The organism is Bacillus cereus group sp. BfR-BA-01382 (assembly GCF_022663475.1).
In the GTDB taxonomy this organism is placed as follows: domain Bacteria; phylum Bacillota; class Bacilli; order Bacillales; family Bacillaceae_G; genus Bacillus_A; species Bacillus_A thuringiensis_S.
In genome coordinates this window covers 1-22,484 of record NZ_JAKUFQ010000091.1, presented here as the reverse complement: position 1 = coordinate 22,484, position 22,484 = coordinate 1, and the positions used below count along the sequence as shown (strand labels likewise).

The following is a 22,484-nucleotide window of genomic DNA, read 5'->3' as shown; positions in this document are numbered from 1 at the left end:
AAAATTACTATGATAGTCTGGTTGCAGTTTGGATTTTCACACATGTTGTGATATATGAAAATCGAAAAGGCAACCAGGCTTTTTATTTTTTCAGAATACACATTATGATTGTAAATTTAGTCGATTAATACATTTAATGTTCGGAATATTCGGTGCATAAAAAGCGAGGGAGGGAAGTACATTGCAAAATCAAATAGGGAAATTTGGGCGTATACTTCTCGCTGGAGGAATATTATTTACACAAGTTGGTGTGCTAGACTACTCTGCAACGAAAGTTTATGCGGTTACAAATGACGAGCAAGGACGTTTTATCGTTCATATGGATAAACAAGAAATAAAAGTTGATGAAAATGTAGTATTAAAGATTACAAATACAAATAAACAAGATGCTAATATCGAGCTGAAATTATCTAATGAGCAGCTCTTTAATGAAGAAGAAACGAAAAAAATGAATGAAAATAATAAAGCGATTCAAAACATTTCAGTAACAGAAGATCACATTGTAAAAATTGAAAAGAATGAACAAAGTAATTTTATCGGTGACGTATATGTAGTCATTCAAATGAAAAAAGCTGGAGAGTACAAATTTGAACCGATAGTGAAGTTTGAAGGGAATGAAAAGAAAATTGAATCTCCTTCTCTACATGTTGTAGAGAAAAAAGAGGCTTTAAATGTAGCTATTTCTGATGAAAATCCAAAGGCTTCAGAGGAAGTTGTGAAAAAAGAAAAAAATGAAAAAGTAAAAGTATCGGAAGAAAATAAAAAACAAGAAATAAAGCCTACTAATGCTGAAGTTCCAAAAGAAACGAATACTTTAGAGAAAGAAAAGGTTAATGAAGAACTCGTATCAAAGGAAAATGAATTAAAAGAGAGCAATAAGGTAAACGAAAATAATCAGGAATTACCTGCTATTCAAGCTGAGAAGGTATTAAAGAGCCAATCTCTACTAGCTGCTAGTCCTGTTACAAGTATTCTTAGATATCCAAATGTAAAGGTAATAAATAATAGAACAGGTGAAGGGCCTTCTATCCCGGGTAAATATGCTTTTAGATTTGTTTGGAGCCCACAAGTAACATATGAGGTAAAGGGTAGTAGCAATGACAGAACTGGTCAAAGTCAATATACATTTAGAAATTCAAATAGAGAACAGTACGTATTAGTAAAAAAAGCTGGTGAATATCAAGGGAAATGGATTGATGTCCGTATTAATATTCACTCTATGACAGCTTCATCTGTAGATGTTAAAACACCAATAACTAAAGGTGATGCAAAAAACTTTTTACAATTATATGGGAACGGAAGGTCAGGACAAACTTATAATGCTTCCTTTGAATTTTATGAACACGGAACAAGTAAAAAAGTACCATTAACGGCAATGTGGAATTTCAAAAGGATAAATAGTTATAAAAATGTAACGTTACGTAATGATGGTAGTCATTTAACGAATTTATACGTGTATGATACGAGTTCAATTAGGTATCAAGACAAAGGGAATAATAAAATAGAGTTTTCTGGAACAGCAGGCCCAGTAGCTACTCCAGAAGCAGATATGACAATTACATTTGATAATTTAACAGAATTACCGCTAGAAGTTAGATTAAATGCTTCAGGTGTTAATGTATCATACGACCAATTAGCGATTGCACAAATTGAAATTCCAGCTCCAAGTGTAATAGGAGATATCGTGGAAGATAATTCCCGTCAACTTTCTTATAAGGTATATCAAAATATGCCTGCTCAATCGAAAGATATTCACTATGCGAAATCTTTTGTATTAGAAAGTGAAGTGAATAAGGATTTTACTGTGAATGATGTTTCCATTCAAGATGTGGAAAGTGGAGATGATGTAAGTAGCTTCTTTGATATTAGCAGGAAAAACAATAAGGTCACTGCGGTTGCGAAAGCAAATGCGCTAAAAACAGAAGAATTCAACGGGAAAATTTACGAGATGACAATTACAGGTTCTCCTGTAAAAGGTGCTGATGTAATGAAATATTATAAAGATGGTTATCTTGAAATACCGGTGTCAGCTAAAAACTATTTAGATGACGATAAGAATGGGCAAGATAGTAATCGAGATGGAATCGCAAAAATAAGGTATAAAGGTATTCCGACTGGGAAACCAGTCCCACAAAAAGTAGTGCAAGGAACAGATTTAACAAAAATGGATATTTCTAAATTTGTGACAGATTTATCTGTAGATACGAATTTGGATGTAGATAAACCAATATCAGTAATGAAGTTAATCAATATTCCGGATACAAAAACAATAGGGAATCATACTGTAACGGTTGTAATTGAAACGAAGCAAGGTGTACAAGCGGAGATTCAAGTACCGGTTACTGTCGTTGATGGGACTTTAAAGTTAGTAGACGTACCAAAAGAAATTACCTTTGGGGATGTAACAATTCCATCGAAAACAACGACATACACACCGAAGGCGATTTCAAATTCTTTAAAGGTAACCGATAATCGTGTTAAAAAGCAAAAATGGAGTGTATATGTAAAGGAAATTACACCATTAACTTCAGCGCAAAATGACACATTGACGGGAGCATTGATTTACAAACGAAATGGAAAGGATACACCTTTAAGTAATTCTAGTATAGAAGCATTCTCGTATACTTCTAAAAACGACGAGGAGGTTTCATTAAATTGGAAGGAAAACGAGGGAATTCATTTACAAGTAAAACCAGGGCCGAATGTCAAAGCAAATACAAAATATGCTGGACAGCTAGAATGGACATTAACCGATGCTCCTCTCTAAAAATATATGAAATATATAAATTTTAGAAAGGAGAGAGTAATGAAAAAAATAGTTGGTATTATCGTTTCCACAGTTATATGTGTGCCGTTTCTTATGGCAAATGTAGTAACGGCTACAAGTACGAATTCAAAAGCGGGTATTACATTTTCGAATAGCTATACACCAAATACATCAACTGATCCGACAAAGATAAATACAAAAAAAGAGACAGTTGATAAAAATAAAAATGGAGATAAATATTTACCGAAAACAGGAGGCCAGACACGGGACTTCAAACAATATATAGGATTGTTTTCGATTGTTTTATCTCTATATGTATTCAAAAGAATTAGGGGAAAGCAAGTGTATTCAAAATAAAAAATAGATGAAAACAGAGAAAAGGGGAAGGTACATATGAAACTAGCAAAATTAGCATTAATCGGTGCAGTATCATTAACATCAGTTGCAGCAGTAGGAACTTCAGCATTTGCGGAAGAGAAAGCAAATATGAAATCAAAAACCGATGTAACGTTTATTGAAGATACAAGCACAACAGATCCAAACAATCCAGAAAATCCAAATGAAAAAGTTACACCAGAGAACCCTGATGACCATGAAAAAGGAACAAAAGGTCCATTAAGTATTAACTACGTTTCTAACTTACACTTCGGCGAGCAAGTTATCTCTGGTAATGATCAAACGTACTTTGCAAAATTGGATAAAGTGAAACAAGGGAGCAAAACAGTTGAAGTACCTAACTTCGTATCTGTAACAGATAACCGTGGTACAAATGCAGGATGGAAATTGAAAGTAAAGCAAAATGCACAATTTAAAAGTGGTAATAGTGAGTTAACAAATGCAGCTTTAAGCTTAAGTAACCCAGCTGTAAATTCTGTAACTGATGCACAATATGCACCTACAACATTTAAAAATAAAGTAACGCTAGCTCCAGGTGGAGATGCGGTGGAAATTACTACTGCCGCAAAGAATAAAGGTATGGGTGATTGGACGACTGCATTTGGTAAAGGAACAGAACAAGGTAAACAGAGTGTGAGCTTATTCGTACCAGGTACGACGGCGAAAGAAAAAGGTGCGAAATATTCAGCTGAGTTAACTTGGACTTTAGAAGATACACCAAACTAAGCTTATACAAGATTGAAAATTAAGAATGACTGAATTTTAAAAAATGATTATAAAGGGGTATAAAACTATGAAACTAGCAAAAATAGCATTAATTGGAGCGGTAACATTATCATCAGTATCAGTAGGGACGTCTGCATTTGCAGCTGAGAAAGATGGCGGGAAATTAGACTCAAAAGCATTTATTAAATTCGAGAAAAATACAGATAAAATTGATGTTGTTAATCCAGAGAATCCAGATGAAACTGTAGATCCAGTTGATCCAGATAAAAAAGGTACAGATGGTCCACTAAGTATTGATTATGTATCTAACTTCAACTTTAAAACACAAAAAGCATCAGGGAATAACGAAATCTACTTTGCAGAATTAGATAAAGTAAAGAAAAAAGTAGACGGTTCTGTAATTGACGTGCCGAACTACGTTCAAGTAACAGATAATCGTGGTACAAATGCTGGATGGCATTTAACAGTAAAACAAAATGGTCAATTCAAAACTGCAGATGATAAAGCGTTGGATGGTGCAGCATTAACATTAAAAAATTCAGCTTTGAAATCAAACGCAGGTAGCGACGCACCAACAGCAGAACAATCTATCACATTAAATCCAAGTGGTGCAGCATCTGATTTAATCGATGCAAAAGAAAACCAAGGTATGGGTACATGGGTAAATACGTTTGGTAAAGATGCAACAGAAGCGAAACAAAGCGTAGAGTTATCTGTACCAGGTAAAACGAAAAAAGAACAAACACAATACACAACTTCACTAACTTGGGAACTAACAGACGCTCCTATGTAAGTAAGAGGAATTTTAAGATAAAAGAGGAAAATGAGAAGAGATAAGGGAATGGCTTTAACCTTATCTCTTTCTTGTCTATAAAATGGATATGAAGGGGACTACATAAGAGATGGTAAAAAAACTATTTACTAGCTTACTATTAATTACATTCTTCATGGTAAACGCTTTTTCAGTATATGCGGCTGAAATGAAATTCGCTGTGACAGCAGTTATACCAGAAAATCAAATTGATAAAAATCAAACGTATTTTGATTTGAAAATGCAACCTGGACAAAAGCAAACAATTCAAGTCCAAATGAAAAATGATACGAATAAAGAAGTTGTGGTAGAATCGTTTGCTAATACAGCAATTACGAATAGCAATGGTATTACAGATTATAGTACAGTAGAACCAAAAACGGATTCTACTTTGAAATATCCGTTTTCTAAAATTGCTAAAATGCCAAAAGAAACGAAAGTCCCAGCTAACAGCATAGTGACAGTTGATATAAACTTGGAAATGCCAAGTGAGTCGTTTGATGGTGTTATTTTAGGTGGTTTATACTTTAAAGAAAAAGAAGATGAGAATGCAAAGAAAAAAGATGAAGGTGTGCAAATTGAAAATAAATATGCATACGCAATTGGCGTTGTTTTAAAAGAGACGGATGCTGAAGTAAAACCAGACATGAAATTAAACGAAGTAAAGCCAACACAAATTAACGGGCGTAACGTTGTTACTGCAAATTTACAAAACGTAAAGCCAGCAATGTTAAAAAATTTAAGTGTTGATGCAAAGGTATATAAAGAAAAAGGTACAGACGTTTTATTTGAAGCGAAAAAAGAAAATTTAAGAATGGCGCCAAACTCAAACTTTGATTACGCTATTAGCTGGGAAAACAAAGCGTTTGATCCAGGAATGTACCGAGTAGAAGTGAAAGCCACTGATGGCGATCAAAAGTGGGAATGGACGAAGAAATTTACAATTGAAGGAAAGACAGCCGATAAGTTAAATGATACAGCGGTAGAAGCGAAAAAAGACTACACGCTATATTACATTATCGGCGGAGTACTACTGGTAATTATATTATTAGTTCTTGTGTTCTTCTTAGGTAGACGTTCTAAAAAAGAGGACGATAACGAAAAATAATATATTGATAGTGTAAAAAGAAAATAATGGATGTTTTACTATGAAAAATATATAATGGCTTTGTCTGTTATTTGTTGTAGTTCATTTATATTTCTATTTGTTGACCCGAATCTCGGGTCTTTTTTTATGGAATGAATTGCTATATATCAGTAATGAGAAAAACAGAATATACAGCACTTGCAGCATGAATATAAAGAGGGGTTGTATACTCTCTCAAAAATAGGTTTCCAGCTGTAATACTGTTAGCACCAGTAAATTCGGTGCTAACAGTAGGTTCGTTTTCTGGCACAACGAAAGCATTTACGTTGGTACATGTACTTTCTCATTTATCTATTTTTCTGTGGTCAATTGTATTGTGTATATAAATTTAAAAATGATAGCGTTAGAGCCACCATTTCTCCTGAGGAAGCAAAATAACATCCACATCAAAATTCTCTTTAAACCAATCATACATCAATGTCTCTTTCACTAAATATTCAGAGGCAGAGTGTGACACCCCAATTAGAGACATATTTGTTTCTTTTACATAATCCATAATGAGCGAGTATTTATGTCGCCCGTAATCATTGTCGATATGGCAATGGATTTCTCCTGTAATATATGCTTCGGCACCTTTTTTTTCTGCTTCCTTCATTAAAGATACAACATCGCCACATCCAGCGATAATTGCGATTTTTTTGATGGAATCATGTCGTTTACCTTCGAAGTCTGTGTAAGGGATCTGGAAGAGTTGTTTTAGATGTTTTTGGAGTGCTTCTGTTGATGTTTCATCTATTTCACAAATAAGGCCAACTGGTTCTTGTTCTGGACCTCCATATGCAAAGTCGTCCACTACAGTAGCGTTTAATGCTTTTGCAATTGAAATACTCGTTCCATGCGTTTGATGAAAATCCATTGGTACGTGACATGTATATATAGAAAGTTGTTTTTCTTTTATTCCTTGCAAATATTTTTCAGGAATTGGTATGAAACCGCGGCCTGATCTTCCAATTGGATCACCGCACTCCATTACAAGGGGATGGTGCATAAAGAGTAAATCACCGGGTGTGGATTGTGAAATGAATGTTTCAAGAACGTCATCTGTAGGGAATACAGCTAAAAATACTTTGTTTACATTTTCAGATCCGTGCATCATAAGGCCGTTAAATAAATCTACAAAATTTGCTTCGAAAAATTGTTGCCAAGGAAATTTGATAGGATCATATACGGCTGGGATAAATCGACTAAAGGCACTATCTTTTCCGTATTTTTCAATTTGAAATAAGTGATCGAGTGATTGCTCTATTTTTTTTAAGGCTGGCATGTTTAATAATCCTCCTTAAGATGATTCTTGCTTTATGAGTTGTTTGTATTCTTCGTAGCGAAATAAGAAGCGATAGGAAACAAATAAAGCCTAGAATCCAGCCGATAGAAGGAGAATAGGGAAGTACATGCTGTAATAGCATTTCGCTAGAAATGAAGAAACTACCAAATAGACTTAATAAAATAGGATATCGTTGTAGTTTGAACACGGATAGCAAACCTCCTTTCTCCTGTATGAACTACTCATAAAAGCTCGATTGCTGAAACTTTATCACATACATTGTATATTAGTCTTAATTTTCTGTATATAAATTTTAAGAAAAATGGTGATACAATATATGAATGATAAGAGAAGAGAGGATGAAGATTAACATATGTACGTTACTGTAACAGAAGCAGCATATAAAAAGATTATGGATACGATTCCAAGTGAAGCGAAATATATAAAGTTATTTTACGATAATGAGGGTTGCGGTTGTGTCATGAGCGGAATCATCGATTTAGTAGCTGTAGCAGAGAAAGATGAGCGCGATGTGGATATTGAATCAAGCACAATGAATTTTATCGCTGATCGTACAAAGCTTGTATTTATGGACGATAAGTTAACGGTTGATTGGCATGAAGGTGGAGGAACTTTTCAGTTGAAGAGCCCAAGCCAGTTTTATAATCCAAATATGAAATTACACGTTCGAGTATAGTAAAGGAAAGGTGATTCCAAAATGTATTTTGGAATCACCTTTTTTTATTTTATAAGTCGATATATTTGGGAAGTCGCCGATATAAATGGAGTTGCGCCAATATAATTTCATTTACCAAAACGTTTCATATAATAAAAAGTTTTTTCACATAATGAAATGTACACATGATTGAATTTTCTTTGCGGAGGGGATACGCATGAGAAGATGGGGAATTGAGTTATTAATTTTAAGTGTTGTTATTATTTGGGGGATTAACTATACAATTGCGAAGTATGGACTTTTAGAATTTACAACAATTGAGTTTACCGCACTTCGTATGATGGCGGCGGCACCGCTCCTGTTACTTCTTACTTTTTTTATTGAAAAGTCGGTTTATATGGAGCGAAAGGATATACCTAGATTAATCATCGTTAGCGTTGTAGGTATTGTACTGTATCAAACGTTATTTATGGAAACTGTCAAATATACATCCGCTACAAATGCCTCTTTACTCATTTCTATTTCACCTATTTTTACAACTGTATTTGCGATTTTTCTGAAACAAGAAAAGTTTTCTTCTCGAAAGCTCATAGGTTCTATCATTGCCTTTAGTGGTGCAGCATTAGTTTTAGTAGCAGGACATTCACTTGCTAGTTCTTTTTATGGCAATGGAATTGGACTTATTACATCAATATGCTGGGGGCTTTATCCTGTTTTAGCAGGACCATTAATTAAAAAATATTCAGCACTACGTGTTACCGCATGGTCAGCCTTAGTTGGCGCGATTCCGCTTTTATTGTTAAGTGGACCATATGTATTTATAATGCCATTTCACATTACACACGGAATGACACTATTCGCCTTACTATATTCCATTTTCTTTGTAACAGTATTCGGCTTAGTCATGTGGTATGTTGGTGTTCAAAAAATTGGGGCGTCACATACGATGGTATATATGTATATAACGCCGCTTGTAGCTGTTTTATTTGCAGCTATCTGGGCAAATGAATATGTATCGTTTCAACAAATCATCGGTGGAATTATCATTTTTTTCGGTCTATGGTTTGTGAAATCAGAGAAAGTAAAAGTTCATTCTACTGCGGGGGAACCTATATCAAAATAGGAAAACAGATCACCTATGATCTGCTTTCCTATTTTTTTATTTTTGGTAAGAAGATGAGAAATAAGATAGCAGTAATAAGTGGAATTAAGTTTAAAAATGGAATACGGAAGAGTGTAATAAGAATAATACCTGGAAGAAGAACACCGAGGACAGCGTAAAAAATGCTATGGTTTTTCGTGTACCAATACAATGAAAGTCCGATAAGTGCAGGGATAATGAGGTGAATGAGAGCCATTAAAAAATAAATCATTAGACGCCCCCTTTATTTGTGTGCTTATTACATCATATCCGTATGTTCATAGATTGATATCATTTTTTTCATAAATGGACGAAAAAAGTTTGGAAAACCGTCACAAAATATGAGAATATGATGTTCGAAATCTTGTATAATATTATTTCCTAAAAACATTTAAACAACATAAACATACGGTTTATTTTGTTTTTAATTTGAGTGAAATGGATGTAAGGAATATGAATTTGAAAGAAATTTTTTGTTGAATAGATAAGAACGAATGAAGAGAGGTACAGCATGATTAGTATGTCACTAAGATCATTTAAAATCCAATCGTATTATATACTAGGTATTTTGTTACTAGGTTGGATGTTAACACCGTTTTCAGCCCACTTTTTAGGCGCTGGAATTGGGCTTATTGTAAGTATGTATTGCGTTTGGCTTTTAGGGAGAAGAATTGAGAAGCTTGGAGATAGTATTGTAAAGAAGACGAAAGCACCGACACTCGGTATGTTTAACCGTTTTGCAGCTGCCATTTTGGGTGCTATTATTATGTACGAAATTGAGCACCACATGGTTATGTGGGCATTTGCAGTAGGGATTATGGGTGGTTATTTCTTAATCGTTGTGAATTTAGGATACTATAGCATGAAAGATGAGAAAGAATTAACGAAGAGCTAAAAAAGATAAAAAGATAAAAAACCTCTTTTGGATGGAATAGAGGATCCAGCGAGGGATAGAAGCGGTCAGAGCCTCTTTTAGCCTCATGCGATGTGAAACCAGAGAGATGTAATGAGTAGGGATATAATTTATATGTTCGAAACCGTGATTTGTCCCTGTGGAAATAGGTTTACTCTGGGATAAGTGATTCAGTGATGGATAGTACAACAGGAAGCGAAACTTTGCCTGAAATGCAGGTTTCTGCTTCTAATAAGTTAACATGAAATCACGTATTAGTAGGACTTTTATGTTCTTTAAAAAATTTGGATATAATACAACAAATTATTCCGATAATTAGAATAATATATTTTATCGTTTCACTTGTATGCTCAAATAAATTAACGTTAAGCATTACAAGTCCCCAAAAAATTTGGATCGCTCCGTAAATGAATAAAATTTTTCCTGCACGAGAAAAATTTTTCATAGGCTTCACCCTTTCCTGTATATGTAAATTGTATCATAAAAAACTAAAAATGAATGAGTATAAAATGAATTTTCTGTAATTTATTGAACTAAGTCACAGATGAAGAGATTAACGTTTCACTTTATATAAGATATAAAAAGAAGCTTACGTAAAAACGTAAGCTTCTTTTTTATGTAAGTGTGTGTAACCGTTAAGCCGCATTGGGTTTTGTCGGTGAGTACGCGAAACTTTACGGTTACACGACACTTATTCATATGAGTAAAGGGTTATTCCAACAGAAAGTGTTAATTTAAGCGATTGGGCCGCCTAAGTTAATAATATCTTCAGAAACGCTTTCGAACTTTTTGAAGTTCTCTTTGAATTCATTTGCAAGCTCGATTGCTTTTGCTTTGTAAGCAGCTTTATCAGCCCAAGTTTGTTCAGGCATTAACACTTCGTCAGGTACACCTGGTACGTGAAGTGGAACTTCAAGACCGAAGATGTCATGTTTAGCTGTTTCAGTTTTTGCAAGTTCACCGCTTAATGCTGCTTGAATCATTGCACGAGTATAACCTAAGTTCATACGTTTACCAACGCCGTATTCGCCGCCAGTCCAGCCAGTGTTTACTAGGAATACTTTCGCATCGTGTTTCTCGATTTTTTCACCAAGCATTTCAGCGTAGCGAGATGCATCAAGTGGTAAGAATGGTGAACCGAAGCAAGTTGAGAATGTAGCTTGCGGAGATGTAACACCGCGCTCTGTTCCTGCTAGTTTACTAGTGTAACCACTTAAGAAATGATACATAGCTTGCTCTTTTGATAACTTACTGATTGGAGGCAATACGCCAGATGCATCAGCAGTTAAGAAAATAATAGTATTTGGGTGTCCAGCAACACTTGGCAGTACGATATTGTCGATCGCATGCATAGGGTATGCAGCACGAGTATTTTCTGTTAAAGTAGTATCGTTGTAGTCTGCGATACGCGTTTGGTTATTAATGATAACGTTTTCTAAAACAGATCCGAATTTGATTGCATCGAAAATTTGTGGTTCTTTCTCGTGAGAAAGGTTTACACATTTTGCATAGCAACCGCCTTCAATATTGAATACACCGTTATCAGACCAACCGTGCTCATCATCACCGATTAATTTACGGTTTGGATCAGCAGATAAGGTTGTTTTACCTGTTCCAGATAAACCGAAGAATAGTGCTACGTCACCTTCTTCACCTACGTTTGCAGAGCAATGCATAGAAAGAATATCTTGTTCAGGTAGTAAGAAGTTCATAATAGAGAAGATTGATTTTTTCATTTCTCCAGCGTATTCTGTACCACCAATTAGTACAATACGTTTTTCGAATGAAACCATAATGAATGCTTCAGAGTTTGTACCGTCAACAGCTGGATCAGCTTTGAAATTCGGTGCAGAAACAATTGTGAACCCTGACTCATGAGTTGTTAATTCTTCTTCAGTTGGACGAATGAATAATTGATGTACAAATAAATTGTGCCATGCATATTCATTAATAACTTGAATTGGTAGGCGGTAATTGCGGTCAGCGCCTGCAAATCCTTTGAAGACGAATAACTCTTCTTTTTCTTTTAAGTATTCTAAAACTTTAGTATATAATTTATTAAAATGTTCTTCAGAAATCGGTTGGTTCACAGCTCCCCAAGCAATTTTGTCAGCAACCGATGCTTCTTTCACAATAAATTTATCTTTAGGAGAACGTCCTGTATATTTTCCTGTTGAAGCAGAAACGGCACCAGTAGAAGTTAATTTCCCTTCATTTCGCATTAATACTTTTTCCACTAATTGCGGAACACTTAGTTGAATCTGTGCATTGCTTCCGTTCAATAATTCGTGTAAACCAATTTGGACATTCACAGTACTCATATTTATATACCATCCTTTTCATTTAATGAAATATTTCTCGTAATCCCCAACAAGAGTATAACACAATTATATAAATAATGTATACTATTTATTTCTTTTTGTTTGTGTGAATGTATTATTTCCCTATTAATATTTCATTTTAGGCGTATTGAGAAAAACTTTCAGGAAAATGTGAATATTAATTGACAAATGAATATCATTTCTTTAGTATAGGTTGGGACGGATACTCTCTTATCCCGAGCTGGCGGAGGGACAGGCCCGATGAAGCCCAGCAACCTCACTTGTATTGATAAATGCAGGTGAATAGGTGCTAAAACCTGTGCGAGGCTACAGGTCTCGAACGATAAGAGCGAAGGGCAAAAAGCAGTATGCAAGTAGCAAATTAAACCTTTCCTCTATGTAAAGTAGGAAAGGTTTTTCTGTATGCTTGTGTGGGAGAATAAATGTATGTCGCAGTTTGTGGCAAATTAAGGATGAGTTCCGTACAATATATACAATTACTGTAGGGAGGTTTACCACATGACAAAAAAACGTCATCTGTTCACATCTGAGTCTGTAACTGAAGGACATCCAGATAAAATTTGTGACCAAATTTCTGATTCAATTTTAGATGCGATCTTATCAAAAGACGCAAATGCACGTGTAGCTTGTGAAACAACTGTAACAACTGGTTTAGTATTGGTAGCGGGGGAAATTACGACTTCTACTTACGTAGATATTCCGAAAATCGTTCGTGAAACAATTCAAGGCATTGGTTACACACGCGCAAAATACGGATTCGATGCAGAAACTTGTGCTGTTTTAACATCTATCGATGAGCAGTCTGCTGACATCGCTATGGGTGTTGACCAAGCGCTAGAAGCACGCGAAGGTCAAATGACTGACGCTGAGATTGAGGCAATTGGTGCAGGAGACCAAGGTTTAATGTTTGGTTTTGCATGTAATGAAACACAAGAATTAATGCCACTTCCAATCTCGCTTGCTCACAAATTAGCTCGCCGTTTAACTGAAGTACGTAAAGATGATACATTATCATACTTACGTCCAGATGGAAAAACGCAAGTTACAGTTGAGTATGATGAAAATGGTAAACCAGTACGTGTTGATACTATCGTAATTTCTACACAACATCACCCAGATGTTACATGGGAAGAAATCGATCGCGACTTAAAAGAGCACGTAATTAAAGCTGTAGTACCAGCAGAATTAATGGATGGAGAAACGAAATTCTTCATTAATCCAACTGGCCGCTTCGTAATTGGTGGACCACAAGGTGATGCTGGCTTAACAGGACGTAAAATCATCGTTGATACTTACGGTGGATACGCTCGCCACGGTGGCGGTGCATTCTCTGGTAAAGATGCAACAAAAGTTGACCGTTCTGCAGCATATGCAGCTCGTTATGTTGCGAAAAACATCGTAGCAGCTGGTCTTGCTGACAAAGCAGAAGTACAACTTGCATACGCAATCGGTGTAGCACAACCAGTATCAATTTCAGTTGATACATTCGGCACAGGTAAAGTATCTGAAGACGTACTAGTAGAACTAGTTCGTAACAACTTCGATCTTCGCCCAGCTGGTATTATTAAAATGCTAGACTTACGTCGCCCAATTTACAAACAAACAGCAGCTTACGGCCACTTCGGACGTACTGATGTAGATCTTTCATGGGAACGTACAGACAAAGCTGCAGCTTTAAAAGAGCAAGCTGGTCTATAATATATGAAAAAAAGCTTTGCGCGGTGAGCGCAAAGCTTTTTTTATTTCGTTTTACTTACAATTTGAATACATGAACTACAATATACTTCTCCATCTAGCTCAATATACTTTTTCATATTAGTCATGCCACTTGCTGGAAATGGCATATGAATCCAAGCCTTTTCATACGTTTGTATTTCCTTTTTACATGATTTACAAAGGGTGGGTTTCTTCTGGAACATATGTAATCAACCGTTCATTTGACGTGCTTTACCTGCGCAAAAGGCACTGCTTAGTAAAAATAGTGTCGCGAATATAATGCTTACTAATGTAGCGTATGGAATTGCGCCTTTTAAGGAAAAGCCGACAGTGATTGAAGCGATGAATAAGAGGATAAATGTTGTTGTTAATTTTTTATATAGTTCCATAATATGTAGACCTCCAATTTATTTTTTAGTACAAGTTTTAAAATTGAATTCTATTATGTAGAAAATATAAGGAGTAGCTAAAGATGTGTAGTCTAGGAGTATAAGAAAGTGCACTTTCCTTTTTGTGGATTAGTATACTTATATTGTATCATGTCGCATGATTGGCTTCATACATAATTGTGTAAAGATATGTATGATAAAATGAAGAAAAGTCTTTAAGAAAGGAAAGATAAAAAATGAGTGTAACTGAACATAAAAAACAAGCCCCAAAAGAAGTGCGTTGCAAGATTGTTACGATTTCCGATACACGTACGGAGGAAACGGATAAGAGCGGACAACTATTACATGAATTGTTAAAAGAAGCGGGCCATACAGTAACCTCTTATGAAATTGTAAAAGATGATAAAGAAAGTATTCAGCAAGCGGTGTTAGCTGGTTATCATAAGGAAGATGTAGATGTTGTATTAACAAATGGCGGTACTGGTATTACGAAGCGTGATGTAACAATTGAAGCAGTGTCAGCTCTATTAGATAAAGAGATTGTCGGGTTTGGTGAGTTGTTCCGCATGATTAGTTATTTAGAAGATATCGGGAGCAGCGCAATGTTAAGTAGAGCGATTGGGGGTACAATTGGGCGCAAAGTAGTTTTCTCGATGCCAGGATCGAGCGGGGCGGTTCGCCTTGCGATGAATAAATTAATTTTACCGGAATTAGGCCATATTACATTTGAGCTACATCGCCAATGAGTAGGTGGGCTGGAATTGTATTAGCGGGCGGTATGTCGAGTAGATTTGGTGAGCCGAAAGCGTTAGCGAGCTGGCAAGGTAGTACTTTTATTGAGCATATTTTGAAAGAGATGACAAGTGCGCTCCAAGAAGTTGTAGTCATTAGTCATTCTGATATAAAAGAGCGAGTAGAGCAATTCGTACAAGTTCCTGTTATAGAAGATATCCCGCACTATAAAGGGAATGGACCGCTGGCCGGTATTGTATCAGGAATGGAATACATAGAAGCAGATTGGTATGCTATTATGCCTTGCGATGCGCCAAATGTTTCGCATGAATGGTTTACCATTTTACTGGAGCAAACGAGCAATGAATATGATGCAGTTGTACCTATTATTAATGGAAGAAAACAGCCGCTACTTGCAGCGTATCATAACCGCGTGAAAGAAAAGATTTATGCTTTACTTCAGGAAGAGAAAAGAAGTATGGGGCAGCTTTTATCACAATGTAATGTGAAGTATGTTGCTGGAGAAGATGTACAAGCGAATACAGATTGGTTTATAAATGTAAATACAAAAGAAGAATATGTGCAGGCTCAAAAAGACCTTTCAAATGAATGAAAGGTTTTTTGATATACAGAATTGGGGAACAATTGCTGTATAAAGGTATGTGAGTAAGTTGATTTTAAGGGGAATTCTTAAAATCATTATACAGCAAAAACACTGTATAACCATATATTAATTTTTATGGGTTTTTATTACAAGTCTGTTTAGTTATGTTTATTTTTGCTATAATGAATATGGAAATAAATGATATTTCACCTTATGTATCATTCATTCAACTAAAATTTACAAGTGTGTAATAAACTCCCTTCGTTTTTTGAAGGGAGTTTTTCTGTTCAAGCAAGTAACTCTGATGCGGTATGCTGAAGGACTTCTTCATACTGGTTAAGTAAGCCGCGAAAGATCTCATCCCAGCTTTTTGATTTTGCAAAAGATGAAGCTGCTATTCCCATCTGCTCAAGTTTTTCTTCATTTTGCAATAAAGAATAAATGGATGATAGAAATGCATCCTCATTTTTAGGGGGACAAAGAATTCCCGTTTTTCCATCTGTAATAATATTTTTAACCCCGCCACTATTTGCACCAATGACAGGTGTGCCACATGCGAGTGATTCAAGTACGACATTTCCGAATGTTTCAGTAGCTGATGGAAATACCATTATGTTAGAACAAGCATATGCTTCAGCTAAATCTGCACTTTGTAAATAGCCAGTAAAAGTGACATTTGTTTGTGGAACAGCTTCACGCAAATTTGTTGCTAGAGGTCCGTCTCCTGCGATGAGCCAATGAATGTCGTTTCGAGTATGCGATGTTTTAACGATAAGGTTTTGCAACGTATCAATATCTTTTTCAGGAGCAATTCGTCCTACATAGGAAAGAACGTACTTCGCTGTAATATTATATTTTTTTCGGAATAGGTCTGTATTGTAAGCTGGATGAAAGAGTGTGCAATCTACACCACGTCCCCAAATGGAGAGGGCCTGAAAGCCTTTATTTTTTAATTGATGTAATGTTTCAGAGGAGGGAACAAAATTTTTTTGCATATGACTATGAAACCATTTTAAATAGTTCCAAAGCATATTGGAGAGAAATTCAATTTTGTAATAACGTAAATACGCATCGAAATCAGTATGATAAGAACCGACAACTGGGATGTTTAACTTTTTGGCGTAATACAGTCCACAAAGTCCCATGTTGAAAGGTGTGGCAATGTGAATAATGTCAGGTTTAAAGGAATGAAGTTCCCGTTTAATACGCGGAGTAGGAAAAGAAAAGCGACATTCTGGATATAATATTGTTAACGGGATACTTCTCATCTTGTTCACATTAGCTACGAAATTATCTTCAGCTGTATGCTGAGGGGCGAAAACAGAATAGGCGATCTGTTCTTTCTGAAAGTAACTTGTTAATCGTTCTAACGTTTTCGCAACCCCGTTAACTTGTGGCGTAAAAGTATCGGTAAAAATGGCGACTCTCATCATATCACTCCTTTATGTGAAAAGTGGGATGAATTGATAAAAAGAGATGATGCCAGAGCAAGTGCCAAGGCACATGCCGACGAACACATCTGACGGATAGTGAAGTCCTAAATAAATACGTGAAATACCGACGCATAATGCTAACGGTAATAGGAAAGCAAGTAAGCTTGGATTATAGCAAATAAATGGAATGAAGACAGAGAAAACGGCTGTTGTATGACCAGACGGGAAAGAGTGGTCTTTTAATGGATGGACTGGATATTTCGCATCCTGAATTGTTAAATAAGGACGTTTTCGTGGATACCACCTTTTTAATATTTGTACAGGAATATGGCTAATTGCTAAAGAAATAGCAGTAGCGATTGCTGCTTGGTGTAAAGTCCCTTTTGCAAAAATTAAAAAGAAAAGTGTAAGTGCAATGGAGAAAGTAGCACCACCGATATGGGTAATATTGCTGAAAAAGATGTTTAATGTTTTTTGATCAAAGTAGCGATTAATTCCTTTAAAAATGTAACATTCTATTTTATATAATCCACTGACCTTCATGAAAATTCTCCTCCCTCGTTTACATATATATGGAGATATTAGCTTTTATTTTAATAAGATTTTGTTGAGGGAGTAATAATGTTTTGTAAAGAAAAAGTTAGATTTTATATAAAAAAAGCTGCCAATCTTATGGCAGCGGAAATTTACTTCTGTAATGATTTATAATATTGACCTTTTTCAACGTATTGCGTACGAATACGCTCCATATCTTTACGGTCTTCTTCTGTTAATTCACGAATGACTTTCGCGGGACGACCGAAAGCTAACGTGTTTGGTGGAATTTTCTTTCCTTGTGAAACGAGGCTTCCGGCACCGATAAAAGCTCCTTCGCCAATTTCAGCACCATCTAATATAATGGATCCCATTCCAATTAAAGCATCCTTTTTAATATGACAGCTATGTAAAATAACTTGATGCCCAACTGTAACATCATCTTCTAAAATAAGAGGATACTGAGGGCTTTGGTGGAGTGTACATTGGTCTTGTACATTTACTCGGTCTCCAATGATTGTTGCTGACACATCACCACGGATGACTGTATTAAACCAAATACTTGATTCCTCGCCAACGGAAACATCGCCTGTAATCGTAACATAGTCAGCGATAAAAGCACTACTCGCAATTTTCGGATTTTTTTCTTTGTAAGGATATATCATGTAAAGTCTTCCTTTCCTAGAGACTAGTTTTAGTGTATCAAATTATGAGAAAGAGTGAAATGGAGGAGGTCCATATGTGGAATTATGAAGCAGAGGAAGCGAAAGCTGTCATTGTTATCGTGCACGGCGCAATGGAATATCACGGACGTTACGAAGCCGTTGCGGAAATGTGGAATCATCTCGGCTACCACGTCGTGATGGGGGACCTTCCGTCACATGGAACGACTTCAAGAAATAGAGGACATATTGATTCGTTTGATGAATACATAGAGGAAGTTAAATTATGGGTGAAAGAAGCAAGAAAGTATAGGTTACCTATTTTTCTATTCGGTCATAGTATGGGTGGTCTTATTGTCATTCGTATGATGCAAGAAACGAAGAGAGAAGATGTAGATGGTATTATTTTGAGTTCGCCTTGTTTAGGGGTAGTGACTGGGCCCTCTGCTCCGCTTCAATTTGCTGCAAAAATATTAAATGTTGTGGCTCCAAAATTGCAATTTGCAACGAATCTTACGGTGGAAATGTCAACAAGGAATCATGAAGTGAGAGATGCAATGGAGAATGATTCATTGTTCTTGCGCAAAGTATCAGTGCGTTGGTATAGTGAATTGATTAAGTCTATTGAAATTGCTCATAAGAAAATAGATGCTTTTCCAGATGTTCCGCTCTTGCTAATGCAAGCATGTGAGGATAAACTTGTAGATAAAACACGTGTCCGCATGTGGTTTGATAATGTTAAAATAAGTGATAAGGCATATAAAGAATGGCCGAATTGTTATCATGAGTTATTAAATGAGTATGAGCGTGATGAAATTTTGAATTATATTCAGTCATTTACTGAAATGCATGTCAATAATATAGTAAAAACAAACAAATAAATCATTATTTGTACATTTAATAGAGGAGATGAAGGAAGAAGTGAACGTACCGAGTAATCCCATAACGCTCATGGCGAAAGTATACCGTGATGTGTTTCCGGTTGTACACCATGAGCTAGCGATGTGGAAAGAGCGTGCCTACCATATTCCGAATGATGAGCTTCATAGTCAGGCAATCGCAAGTATTGAGCATAAAACGTTTCATTGTGAGGGTGGTGGCATTTTATCGCTGCTAGCAAATGAACACCGAGAGGAATGTATTCGTTTTATCGTAGCGTATCAAACAATCAGTGACTATTTAGATAATTTATGTGATCGCAGTACATCACTTGATCCGAATGATTTTGCCGCTCTACATGAATCAATGTTAATGGCACTATCACCTGAAGTGGAAGGTGGCGGTAATTATTATCGTTATCGTGATGATCAAGATGATGGTGGTTATTTAGATGAACTTGTTGAAACGTGCCAAGATGTTTTAAAGAAAACGAAGCACTATGAAAAAATTGCTCCTGTTCTGCATGAACTTGCTTGTTATTATTGTGATTTGCAAATTCATAAACACGTGAAGTTAGAAGAAAGAGAGCCGCGCCTGAAAACTTGGTTTGAAGCACATAAAGAAAACTTACCTGAGATGAGTTGGTTTGAGTTTTCAGCATGTGCCGGTTCTACACTTGGAATTTTCTGTCTTGTAGCATATGCATTTCATGATGAATTACATGATGAAGATATTGCGAAAATTAGACAAGGGTACTTCCCTTACGTACAAGGACTTCATATCTTACTTGATTATTTCATCGATCAAGAAGAAGACCGTATAGGCGGGGATTTGAATTTCTGTAGTTATTATGAAAACGAGCAAGCTATATTAGATCGTATGAAACACTTTGTAGAAGAAGCAGAGAAGAGCATTGGTGATTTGCCTCATGCGAAGTTTCATCGTCTTATAAGCCGAGGATTACTTGGTATTTATTTATCAGATCAAAAAGTATCAGCACAAAAGAATATGCACAAAATGGCACGGCGCATTGTAAAGTACGGAGGCCTCACTTCACGATTCTTCTATTGGAACGGGAAGATGTACCGAAAGAAAATGGCGCAGTGATGAAGAAAACCACTCATGTAGAGTGGTTTTCTTTTTATTATGATCGTATTTTTGAAAATACATATATGAGAAGTTCAATCGCAAAAATAACTAAAACAGATAGTCCGAATAAAGGCATGAAAGCGCCTAATATAACCATCATGATAAAGAAAACGAGTACGCTTTTCTTATCTCTTTGCTTTGGAGGTGCTGCTAATTTTCCTTTTGGCTTTCTTGCTAACCACATTTTTACTCCGTAATAAATAAGAAGTAATAGAGATAATGTCGTTAGTAAGCATAATATTTTATTTGGCCATCCGAATAAATGTCCTTCGTGAAGTGGGATACCGTAAGTGAACCATTGTGCAAGTAATCCATAATCACGATAGTCCGTTTTTGAAATGAGTTCCCCGCTATATTGATCAAAGTAAGCTGTTATCTCTTCACTTGGTGCAACATGCATCCCTGTAATACCAGAACCGCTCGATTTCGAAACAGTAAATACACCTTTCGGATCAGCTGGTAGTGAAATAACATATGGCTTCTTTATTTCAATTCCTTTTTGTAATTCATCGACAGAAATTGCTTTCGGTTCATTTGAATTCGATTCAGGAGGAGCTTCTTTTCTTGTTGCCCACGGCAATTCTTTTACCTTTGATTCAGGCGGTGCCATGTACAATTTTGGATATCCGAGTGATTCATTAGAAGATGCAATTTTATAAATTTGGTTCCCCATAAATCCTGACCATGGCAATCCAGATGCGATTAGCAGAAAGAGAGGAATTGTAAATATAATACCGATAATAGAATGACGTCTTTTTGCCTTTTCTCGCTTATTGGATGATGGTGTGTTTTTGAATTGGCGTATACTCATGTACAATCCGGTTACAATTAAAAAGATTGTCCAGCATGCCGCAAGTTCTACAGTATAGTTGACGACAGTGCCACCAACTAAAAGAGAACTATGTAATTCCCGCATGATATTGGCAAACGTTTCACTTGCGTTTTGATCCCCAACAATTTGATTATTACTATCTAAATACACATATTTTTGTTGCCCAGTATACTCATTTGCAATCGTAAGTCTCGTATTATAATCCCCATTAAACTCACTAATTTTCGCCACGCTATAATGTGGATATTTTTTCTCTGTTAAGGAAATAGAATCAGCCATCGAAATAGATTCTGTTTGAGCGCTCTTTCCAAAATATAAATCTTTATAGATGAAATCTTCAACTTCCTCCCGAAATAAATACCCAATTCCGCTCAGTGACAAAGTAATAAGAAGCGGCGTAATAAAAAGTCCAGCATAAAAATGCCAACGCCAAAAAATGTAATGAAGCGAACGATTTACTTTCATACTTTCAGTTCCCCTAACCTTCCCTATATGAATAACTACTTATTTAATATAGCGAGATTAAGTGTGATTACTTTGAAAGAATTGTGAAGAAAGTTAAAAGTTTTTAGGGGTTTCAACGTTTATAAATGTTTCTTCTTATTTGATAAATACATTTCAACAACAGCATCAGCAAGACATTGAGAGGAATCAACAAAATCCTCACTAGCCACTACATTCAAATCAGTGCATGCGATAATTGCAGTATCTATTTCATCTCTCAGTTGTAAAACGAGCGTATTCCACAATTCGCGAGCTTCTTCAATCTCTCCAGATTTAATGCAAGTAATAATTTGATTAATGCTTTCCTGCCATTTTTCATGATGAATGTATTCTATATTACGCTTTGCAATCCCATCTTGGTAAATCCTAGCTTGAACAGTTGCTTCTGTTGCGAGAAGAGCGACTCTTTTTGTATTTTCAGGAATTGCTTGTAACGTTTCATCGACTATATTTAAAATCGGGATAGAAAGCGAACGCTGTAATTCTTCAAAATAAAGATGCGCCGTATTACACGGCATGGCAATAAAGCTTACGCCAGTACTTTCAAGTTTTTGTGCTCCGTCAATAATCGCTTTTTTCATCGCTCCGTGATCAATAGGGCGATCCATGTAAAACGGTGTTGGACACGAATAAATCATCATATGAGGAAAGTCCATATCATGCTTTGCTCCGTATATTGTTTGGCACCTTGCTACAACTGTATCGACGAATGGTCCAGTTGATTTTGGCCCCATTCCTGCTAGTATTCCGATCATTGGTTTATCTCCTTTAAGATTGTATATATCCATTATATAGGAGGATAACAAAAAAACGTGCAGTGAATGCACGTCTTTTTTTGTTATGTTTTGTCGAACAATCGATATATCC

General features: G+C 35.9%; 24 protein-coding genes and 1 riboswitch. Of the genes, 13 read left to right on the top strand and 11 right to left on the bottom strand.

Annotated elements, in window-relative coordinates; genetic code table 11:
• The first annotated feature begins 181 nt into the window (after positions 1-181).
• The 5 genes from MR160_RS26100 to MR160_RS26080 all read left to right on the top strand — a co-directional run bounded on the left by MR160_RS26100 (position 182) and on the right by MR160_RS26080 (position 5,808).
• Complete coding sequence (locus MR160_RS26100) at positions 182-2,767, top strand: WxL domain-containing protein (RefSeq protein ID WP_001180906.1); 2,586 nt, start codon at positions 182-184, stop codon at positions 2,765-2,767.
• Between the two features lie 39 nt (positions 2,768-2,806).
• The gene (locus MR160_RS26095; protein WP_000724871.1) at positions 2,807-3,124 is read left to right on the top strand and encodes an EF2685/EF0750 family sortase-dependent surface protein; all 318 of its coding nucleotides are present in this window, start codon (positions 2,807-2,809) and stop codon (positions 3,122-3,124) included.
• 36 nt (positions 3,125-3,160) lie between these two features.
• The gene (locus MR160_RS26090) at positions 3,161-3,889 is read left to right on the top strand and encodes a WxL domain-containing protein (protein WP_000761529.1); all 729 of its coding nucleotides are present in this window, start codon (positions 3,161-3,163) and stop codon (positions 3,887-3,889) included.
• Between the two features lie 67 nt (positions 3,890-3,956).
• On the top strand, positions 3,957-4,682 hold the full coding sequence (locus MR160_RS26085) for a WxL domain-containing protein (protein ID WP_000761506.1): 726 nt from the start codon (positions 3,957-3,959) through the stop codon (positions 4,680-4,682).
• Positions 4,683-4,791: 109 nt separating this feature from the next.
• Positions 4,792-5,808, top strand: coding sequence for a WxLIP family cell surface protein (locus MR160_RS26080; RefSeq protein ID WP_000239426.1), 1,017 nt, complete (start codon positions 4,792-4,794; stop codon positions 5,806-5,808).
• A gap of 382 nt (positions 5,809-6,190) precedes the next feature.
• On the opposite strand, the gene MR160_RS26075 is transcribed toward MR160_RS26080, so the two are convergent.
• Positions 6,191-7,111, bottom strand: coding sequence for a Nif3-like dinuclear metal center hexameric protein (locus tag MR160_RS26075; RefSeq protein ID WP_001111119.1), 921 nt, complete (start codon positions 7,109-7,111; stop codon positions 6,191-6,193).
• 373 nt (positions 7,112-7,484) lie between these two features.
• Between MR160_RS26075 and MR160_RS26070 the strand changes: the two genes are divergently transcribed.
• Both MR160_RS26070 and MR160_RS26065 read left to right on the top strand, forming a co-directional pair.
• Positions 7,485-7,808, top strand: coding sequence for an iron-sulfur cluster biosynthesis family protein (locus MR160_RS26070; protein WP_000289570.1), 324 nt, complete (start codon positions 7,485-7,487; stop codon positions 7,806-7,808).
• A gap of 196 nt (positions 7,809-8,004) precedes the next feature.
• Positions 8,005-8,910, top strand: a complete 906-nt coding sequence (locus MR160_RS26065; protein WP_001255421.1) for a DMT family transporter — start codon at positions 8,005-8,007, stop codon at positions 8,908-8,910.
• Between the two features lie 28 nt (positions 8,911-8,938).
• On the opposite strand, the gene MR160_RS26060 is transcribed toward MR160_RS26065, so the two are convergent.
• On the bottom strand, positions 8,939-9,160 hold the full coding sequence (locus MR160_RS26060; protein ID WP_000639042.1) for a hypothetical protein: 222 nt from the start codon (positions 9,158-9,160) through the stop codon (positions 8,939-8,941).
• A 279-nt stretch (positions 9,161-9,439) separates the two neighbouring features.
• Between MR160_RS26060 and MR160_RS26055 the strand changes: the two genes are divergently transcribed.
• Complete coding sequence (locus MR160_RS26055) at positions 9,440-9,823, top strand: ATP synthase subunit I (RefSeq protein ID WP_000624926.1); 384 nt, start codon at positions 9,440-9,442, stop codon at positions 9,821-9,823.
• A 265-nt stretch (positions 9,824-10,088) separates the two neighbouring features.
• Here MR160_RS26055 and MR160_RS26050 read toward each other — a convergent pair whose 3' ends face one another.
• Entirely contained in the window at positions 10,089-10,286 is a 198-nt protein-coding gene (locus MR160_RS26050; protein ID WP_000788101.1) for a hypothetical protein, read from the bottom strand.
• Positions 10,287-10,575: 289 nt separating this feature from the next.
• On the bottom strand, positions 10,576-12,162 hold the full coding sequence (gene pckA, locus MR160_RS26045) for a phosphoenolpyruvate carboxykinase (ATP) (RefSeq protein ID WP_000108813.1): 1,587 nt from the start codon (positions 12,160-12,162) through the stop codon (positions 10,576-10,578).
• 228 nt (positions 12,163-12,390) lie between these two features.
• Positions 12,391-12,512, top strand: a riboswitch (SAM riboswitch).
• Between the two features lie 169 nt (positions 12,513-12,681).
• On the opposite strand from pckA, the gene metK reads away from it, so the two are divergent.
• Positions 12,682-13,881: a methionine adenosyltransferase gene (gene metK / locus MR160_RS26040; RefSeq protein WP_000163117.1), complete on the top strand. Its 1,200-nt coding sequence runs from the start codon at positions 12,682-12,684 to the stop codon at positions 13,879-13,881.
• Between the two features lie 41 nt (positions 13,882-13,922).
• Here the strand turns inward: metK and MR160_RS26035 are convergent, their stop codons facing one another.
• Both MR160_RS26035 and MR160_RS26030 read right to left on the bottom strand, forming a co-directional pair.
• On the bottom strand, positions 13,923-14,102 hold the full coding sequence (locus tag MR160_RS26035) for a hypothetical protein (protein ID WP_014895354.1): 180 nt from the start codon (positions 14,100-14,102) through the stop codon (positions 13,923-13,925).
• Positions 14,103-14,108: 6 nt separating this feature from the next.
• The gene (locus tag MR160_RS26030) at positions 14,109-14,288 is read right to left on the bottom strand and encodes a hypothetical protein (protein ID WP_000424798.1); all 180 of its coding nucleotides are present in this window, start codon (positions 14,286-14,288) and stop codon (positions 14,109-14,111) included.
• Between the two features lie 236 nt (positions 14,289-14,524).
• On the opposite strand from MR160_RS26030, the gene MR160_RS26025 reads away from it, so the two are divergent.
• Both MR160_RS26025 and MR160_RS26020 read left to right on the top strand, forming a co-directional pair.
• Positions 14,525-15,034, top strand: a complete 510-nt coding sequence (locus MR160_RS26025) for a MogA/MoaB family molybdenum cofactor biosynthesis protein (protein ID WP_000117130.1) — start codon at positions 14,525-14,527, stop codon at positions 15,032-15,034.
• Positions 15,031-15,633 (top strand): molybdenum cofactor guanylyltransferase, encoded by a 603-nt coding sequence (locus MR160_RS26020; RefSeq protein WP_000092360.1) that lies wholly within the window; start codon positions 15,031-15,033, stop codon positions 15,631-15,633. The genes MR160_RS26025 and MR160_RS26020 overlap by 4 nt, the downstream gene beginning before the upstream one ends.
• Before the next feature lie 278 nt (positions 15,634-15,911).
• Here the strand turns inward: MR160_RS26020 and MR160_RS26015 are convergent, their stop codons facing one another.
• From MR160_RS26015 to MR160_RS26005, 3 genes are all read right to left on the bottom strand, one after another.
• A complete protein-coding gene (locus MR160_RS26015; RefSeq protein ID WP_001261652.1) occupies positions 15,912-17,054 on the bottom strand; it encodes a glycosyltransferase family 4 protein in 1,143 nt (380 codons plus the stop codon).
• Positions 17,055-17,066: 12 nt separating this feature from the next.
• The gene (locus MR160_RS26010) at positions 17,067-17,600 is read right to left on the bottom strand and encodes a phosphatase PAP2 family protein (protein WP_000868582.1); all 534 of its coding nucleotides are present in this window, start codon (positions 17,598-17,600) and stop codon (positions 17,067-17,069) included.
• A 143-nt stretch (positions 17,601-17,743) separates the two neighbouring features.
• Entirely contained in the window at positions 17,744-18,256 is a 513-nt protein-coding gene (locus MR160_RS26005) for a gamma carbonic anhydrase (protein WP_000640205.1), read from the bottom strand.
• A 74-nt stretch (positions 18,257-18,330) separates the two neighbouring features.
• Here MR160_RS26005 and MR160_RS26000 point away from each other — a divergent pair, with 74 nt between their 5' ends.
• Together MR160_RS26000 and MR160_RS25995 are read left to right on the top strand one after the other, a co-directional pair.
• Positions 18,331-19,134 (top strand): alpha/beta hydrolase, encoded by an 804-nt coding sequence (locus tag MR160_RS26000; RefSeq protein ID WP_000267427.1) that lies wholly within the window; start codon positions 18,331-18,333, stop codon positions 19,132-19,134.
• A gap of 40 nt (positions 19,135-19,174) precedes the next feature.
• Positions 19,175-20,239 carry a tetraprenyl-beta-curcumene synthase family protein gene (locus tag MR160_RS25995; RefSeq protein WP_001102476.1) on the top strand — a complete coding sequence of 355 codons (1,065 nt, stop codon included), beginning with the start codon at positions 19,175-19,177 and terminating at the stop codon, positions 20,237-20,239.
• 37 nt (positions 20,240-20,276) lie between these two features.
• Here MR160_RS25995 and MR160_RS25990 read toward each other — a convergent pair whose 3' ends face one another.
• Complete coding sequence (locus MR160_RS25990; RefSeq protein WP_000867809.1) at positions 20,277-21,578, bottom strand: PepSY-associated TM helix domain-containing protein; 1,302 nt, start codon at positions 21,576-21,578, stop codon at positions 20,277-20,279.
• Between the two features lie 119 nt (positions 21,579-21,697).
• Positions 21,698-22,372: an aspartate/glutamate racemase family protein gene (locus tag MR160_RS25985; RefSeq protein WP_000579346.1), complete on the bottom strand. Its 675-nt coding sequence runs from the start codon at positions 22,370-22,372 to the stop codon at positions 21,698-21,700.
• Positions 22,373-22,484 lie beyond the last annotated feature (112 nt).

Bases quoted from the DNA above. Each gene is read 5' to 3' on its own strand.
- MR160_RS26025 (WP_000117130.1), top strand. From the start codon at position 14,525: ATGAGTGTAACTGAACATAAAAAACAAGCCCCAAAAGAAGTGCGTTGC.
- MR160_RS25990 (WP_000867809.1), bottom strand. From the start codon at position 21,578: ATGAAAGTAAATCGTTCGCTTCATTACATTTTTTGGCGTTGGCATTTT.
- metK (WP_000163117.1), top strand. From the start codon at position 12,682: ATGACAAAAAAACGTCATCTGTTCACATCTGAGTCTGTAACTGAAGGA.
- MR160_RS26035 (WP_014895354.1), bottom strand. From the start codon at position 14,102: ATGTTCCAGAAGAAACCCACCCTTTGTAAATCATGTAAAAAGGAAATA.
- MR160_RS26060 (WP_000639042.1), bottom strand. From the start codon at position 9,160: ATGATTTATTTTTTAATGGCTCTCATTCACCTCATTATCCCTGCACTT.
- MR160_RS26055 (WP_000624926.1), top strand. From the start codon at position 9,440: ATGATTAGTATGTCACTAAGATCATTTAAAATCCAATCGTATTATATA.
- pckA (WP_000108813.1), bottom strand. From the start codon at position 12,162: ATGAGTACTGTGAATGTCCAAATTGGTTTACACGAATTATTGAACGGA.
- MR160_RS25985 (WP_000579346.1), bottom strand. From the start codon at position 22,372: ATGATCGGAATACTAGCAGGAATGGGGCCAAAATCAACTGGACCATTC.
- MR160_RS26030 (WP_000424798.1), bottom strand. From the start codon at position 14,288: ATGGAACTATATAAAAAATTAACAACAACATTTATCCTCTTATTCATC.
- MR160_RS26020 (WP_000092360.1), top strand. From the start codon at position 15,031: ATGAGTAGGTGGGCTGGAATTGTATTAGCGGGCGGTATGTCGAGTAGA.
- MR160_RS26080 (WP_000239426.1), top strand. From the start codon at position 4,792: ATGGTAAAAAAACTATTTACTAGCTTACTATTAATTACATTCTTCATG.
- MR160_RS26075 (WP_001111119.1), bottom strand. From the start codon at position 7,111: ATGCCAGCCTTAAAAAAAATAGAGCAATCACTCGATCACTTATTTCAA.
- MR160_RS26015 (WP_001261652.1), bottom strand. From the start codon at position 17,054: ATGAGAGTCGCCATTTTTACCGATACTTTTACGCCACAAGTTAACGGG.
- MR160_RS26070 (WP_000289570.1), top strand. From the start codon at position 7,485: ATGTACGTTACTGTAACAGAAGCAGCATATAAAAAGATTATGGATACG.
- MR160_RS26095 (WP_000724871.1), top strand. From the start codon at position 2,807: ATGAAAAAAATAGTTGGTATTATCGTTTCCACAGTTATATGTGTGCCG.
- MR160_RS26010 (WP_000868582.1), bottom strand. From the start codon at position 17,600: ATGAAGGTCAGTGGATTATATAAAATAGAATGTTACATTTTTAAAGGA.
- MR160_RS26000 (WP_000267427.1), top strand. From the start codon at position 18,331: ATGTGGAATTATGAAGCAGAGGAAGCGAAAGCTGTCATTGTTATCGTG.
- MR160_RS26065 (WP_001255421.1), top strand. From the start codon at position 8,005: ATGAGAAGATGGGGAATTGAGTTATTAATTTTAAGTGTTGTTATTATT.
- MR160_RS26090 (WP_000761529.1), top strand. From the start codon at position 3,161: ATGAAACTAGCAAAATTAGCATTAATCGGTGCAGTATCATTAACATCA.
- MR160_RS26005 (WP_000640205.1), bottom strand. From the start codon at position 18,256: ATGATATATCCTTACAAAGAAAAAAATCCGAAAATTGCGAGTAGTGCT.
- MR160_RS26085 (WP_000761506.1), top strand. From the start codon at position 3,957: ATGAAACTAGCAAAAATAGCATTAATTGGAGCGGTAACATTATCATCA.
- MR160_RS26050 (WP_000788101.1), bottom strand. From the start codon at position 10,286: ATGAAAAATTTTTCTCGTGCAGGAAAAATTTTATTCATTTACGGAGCG.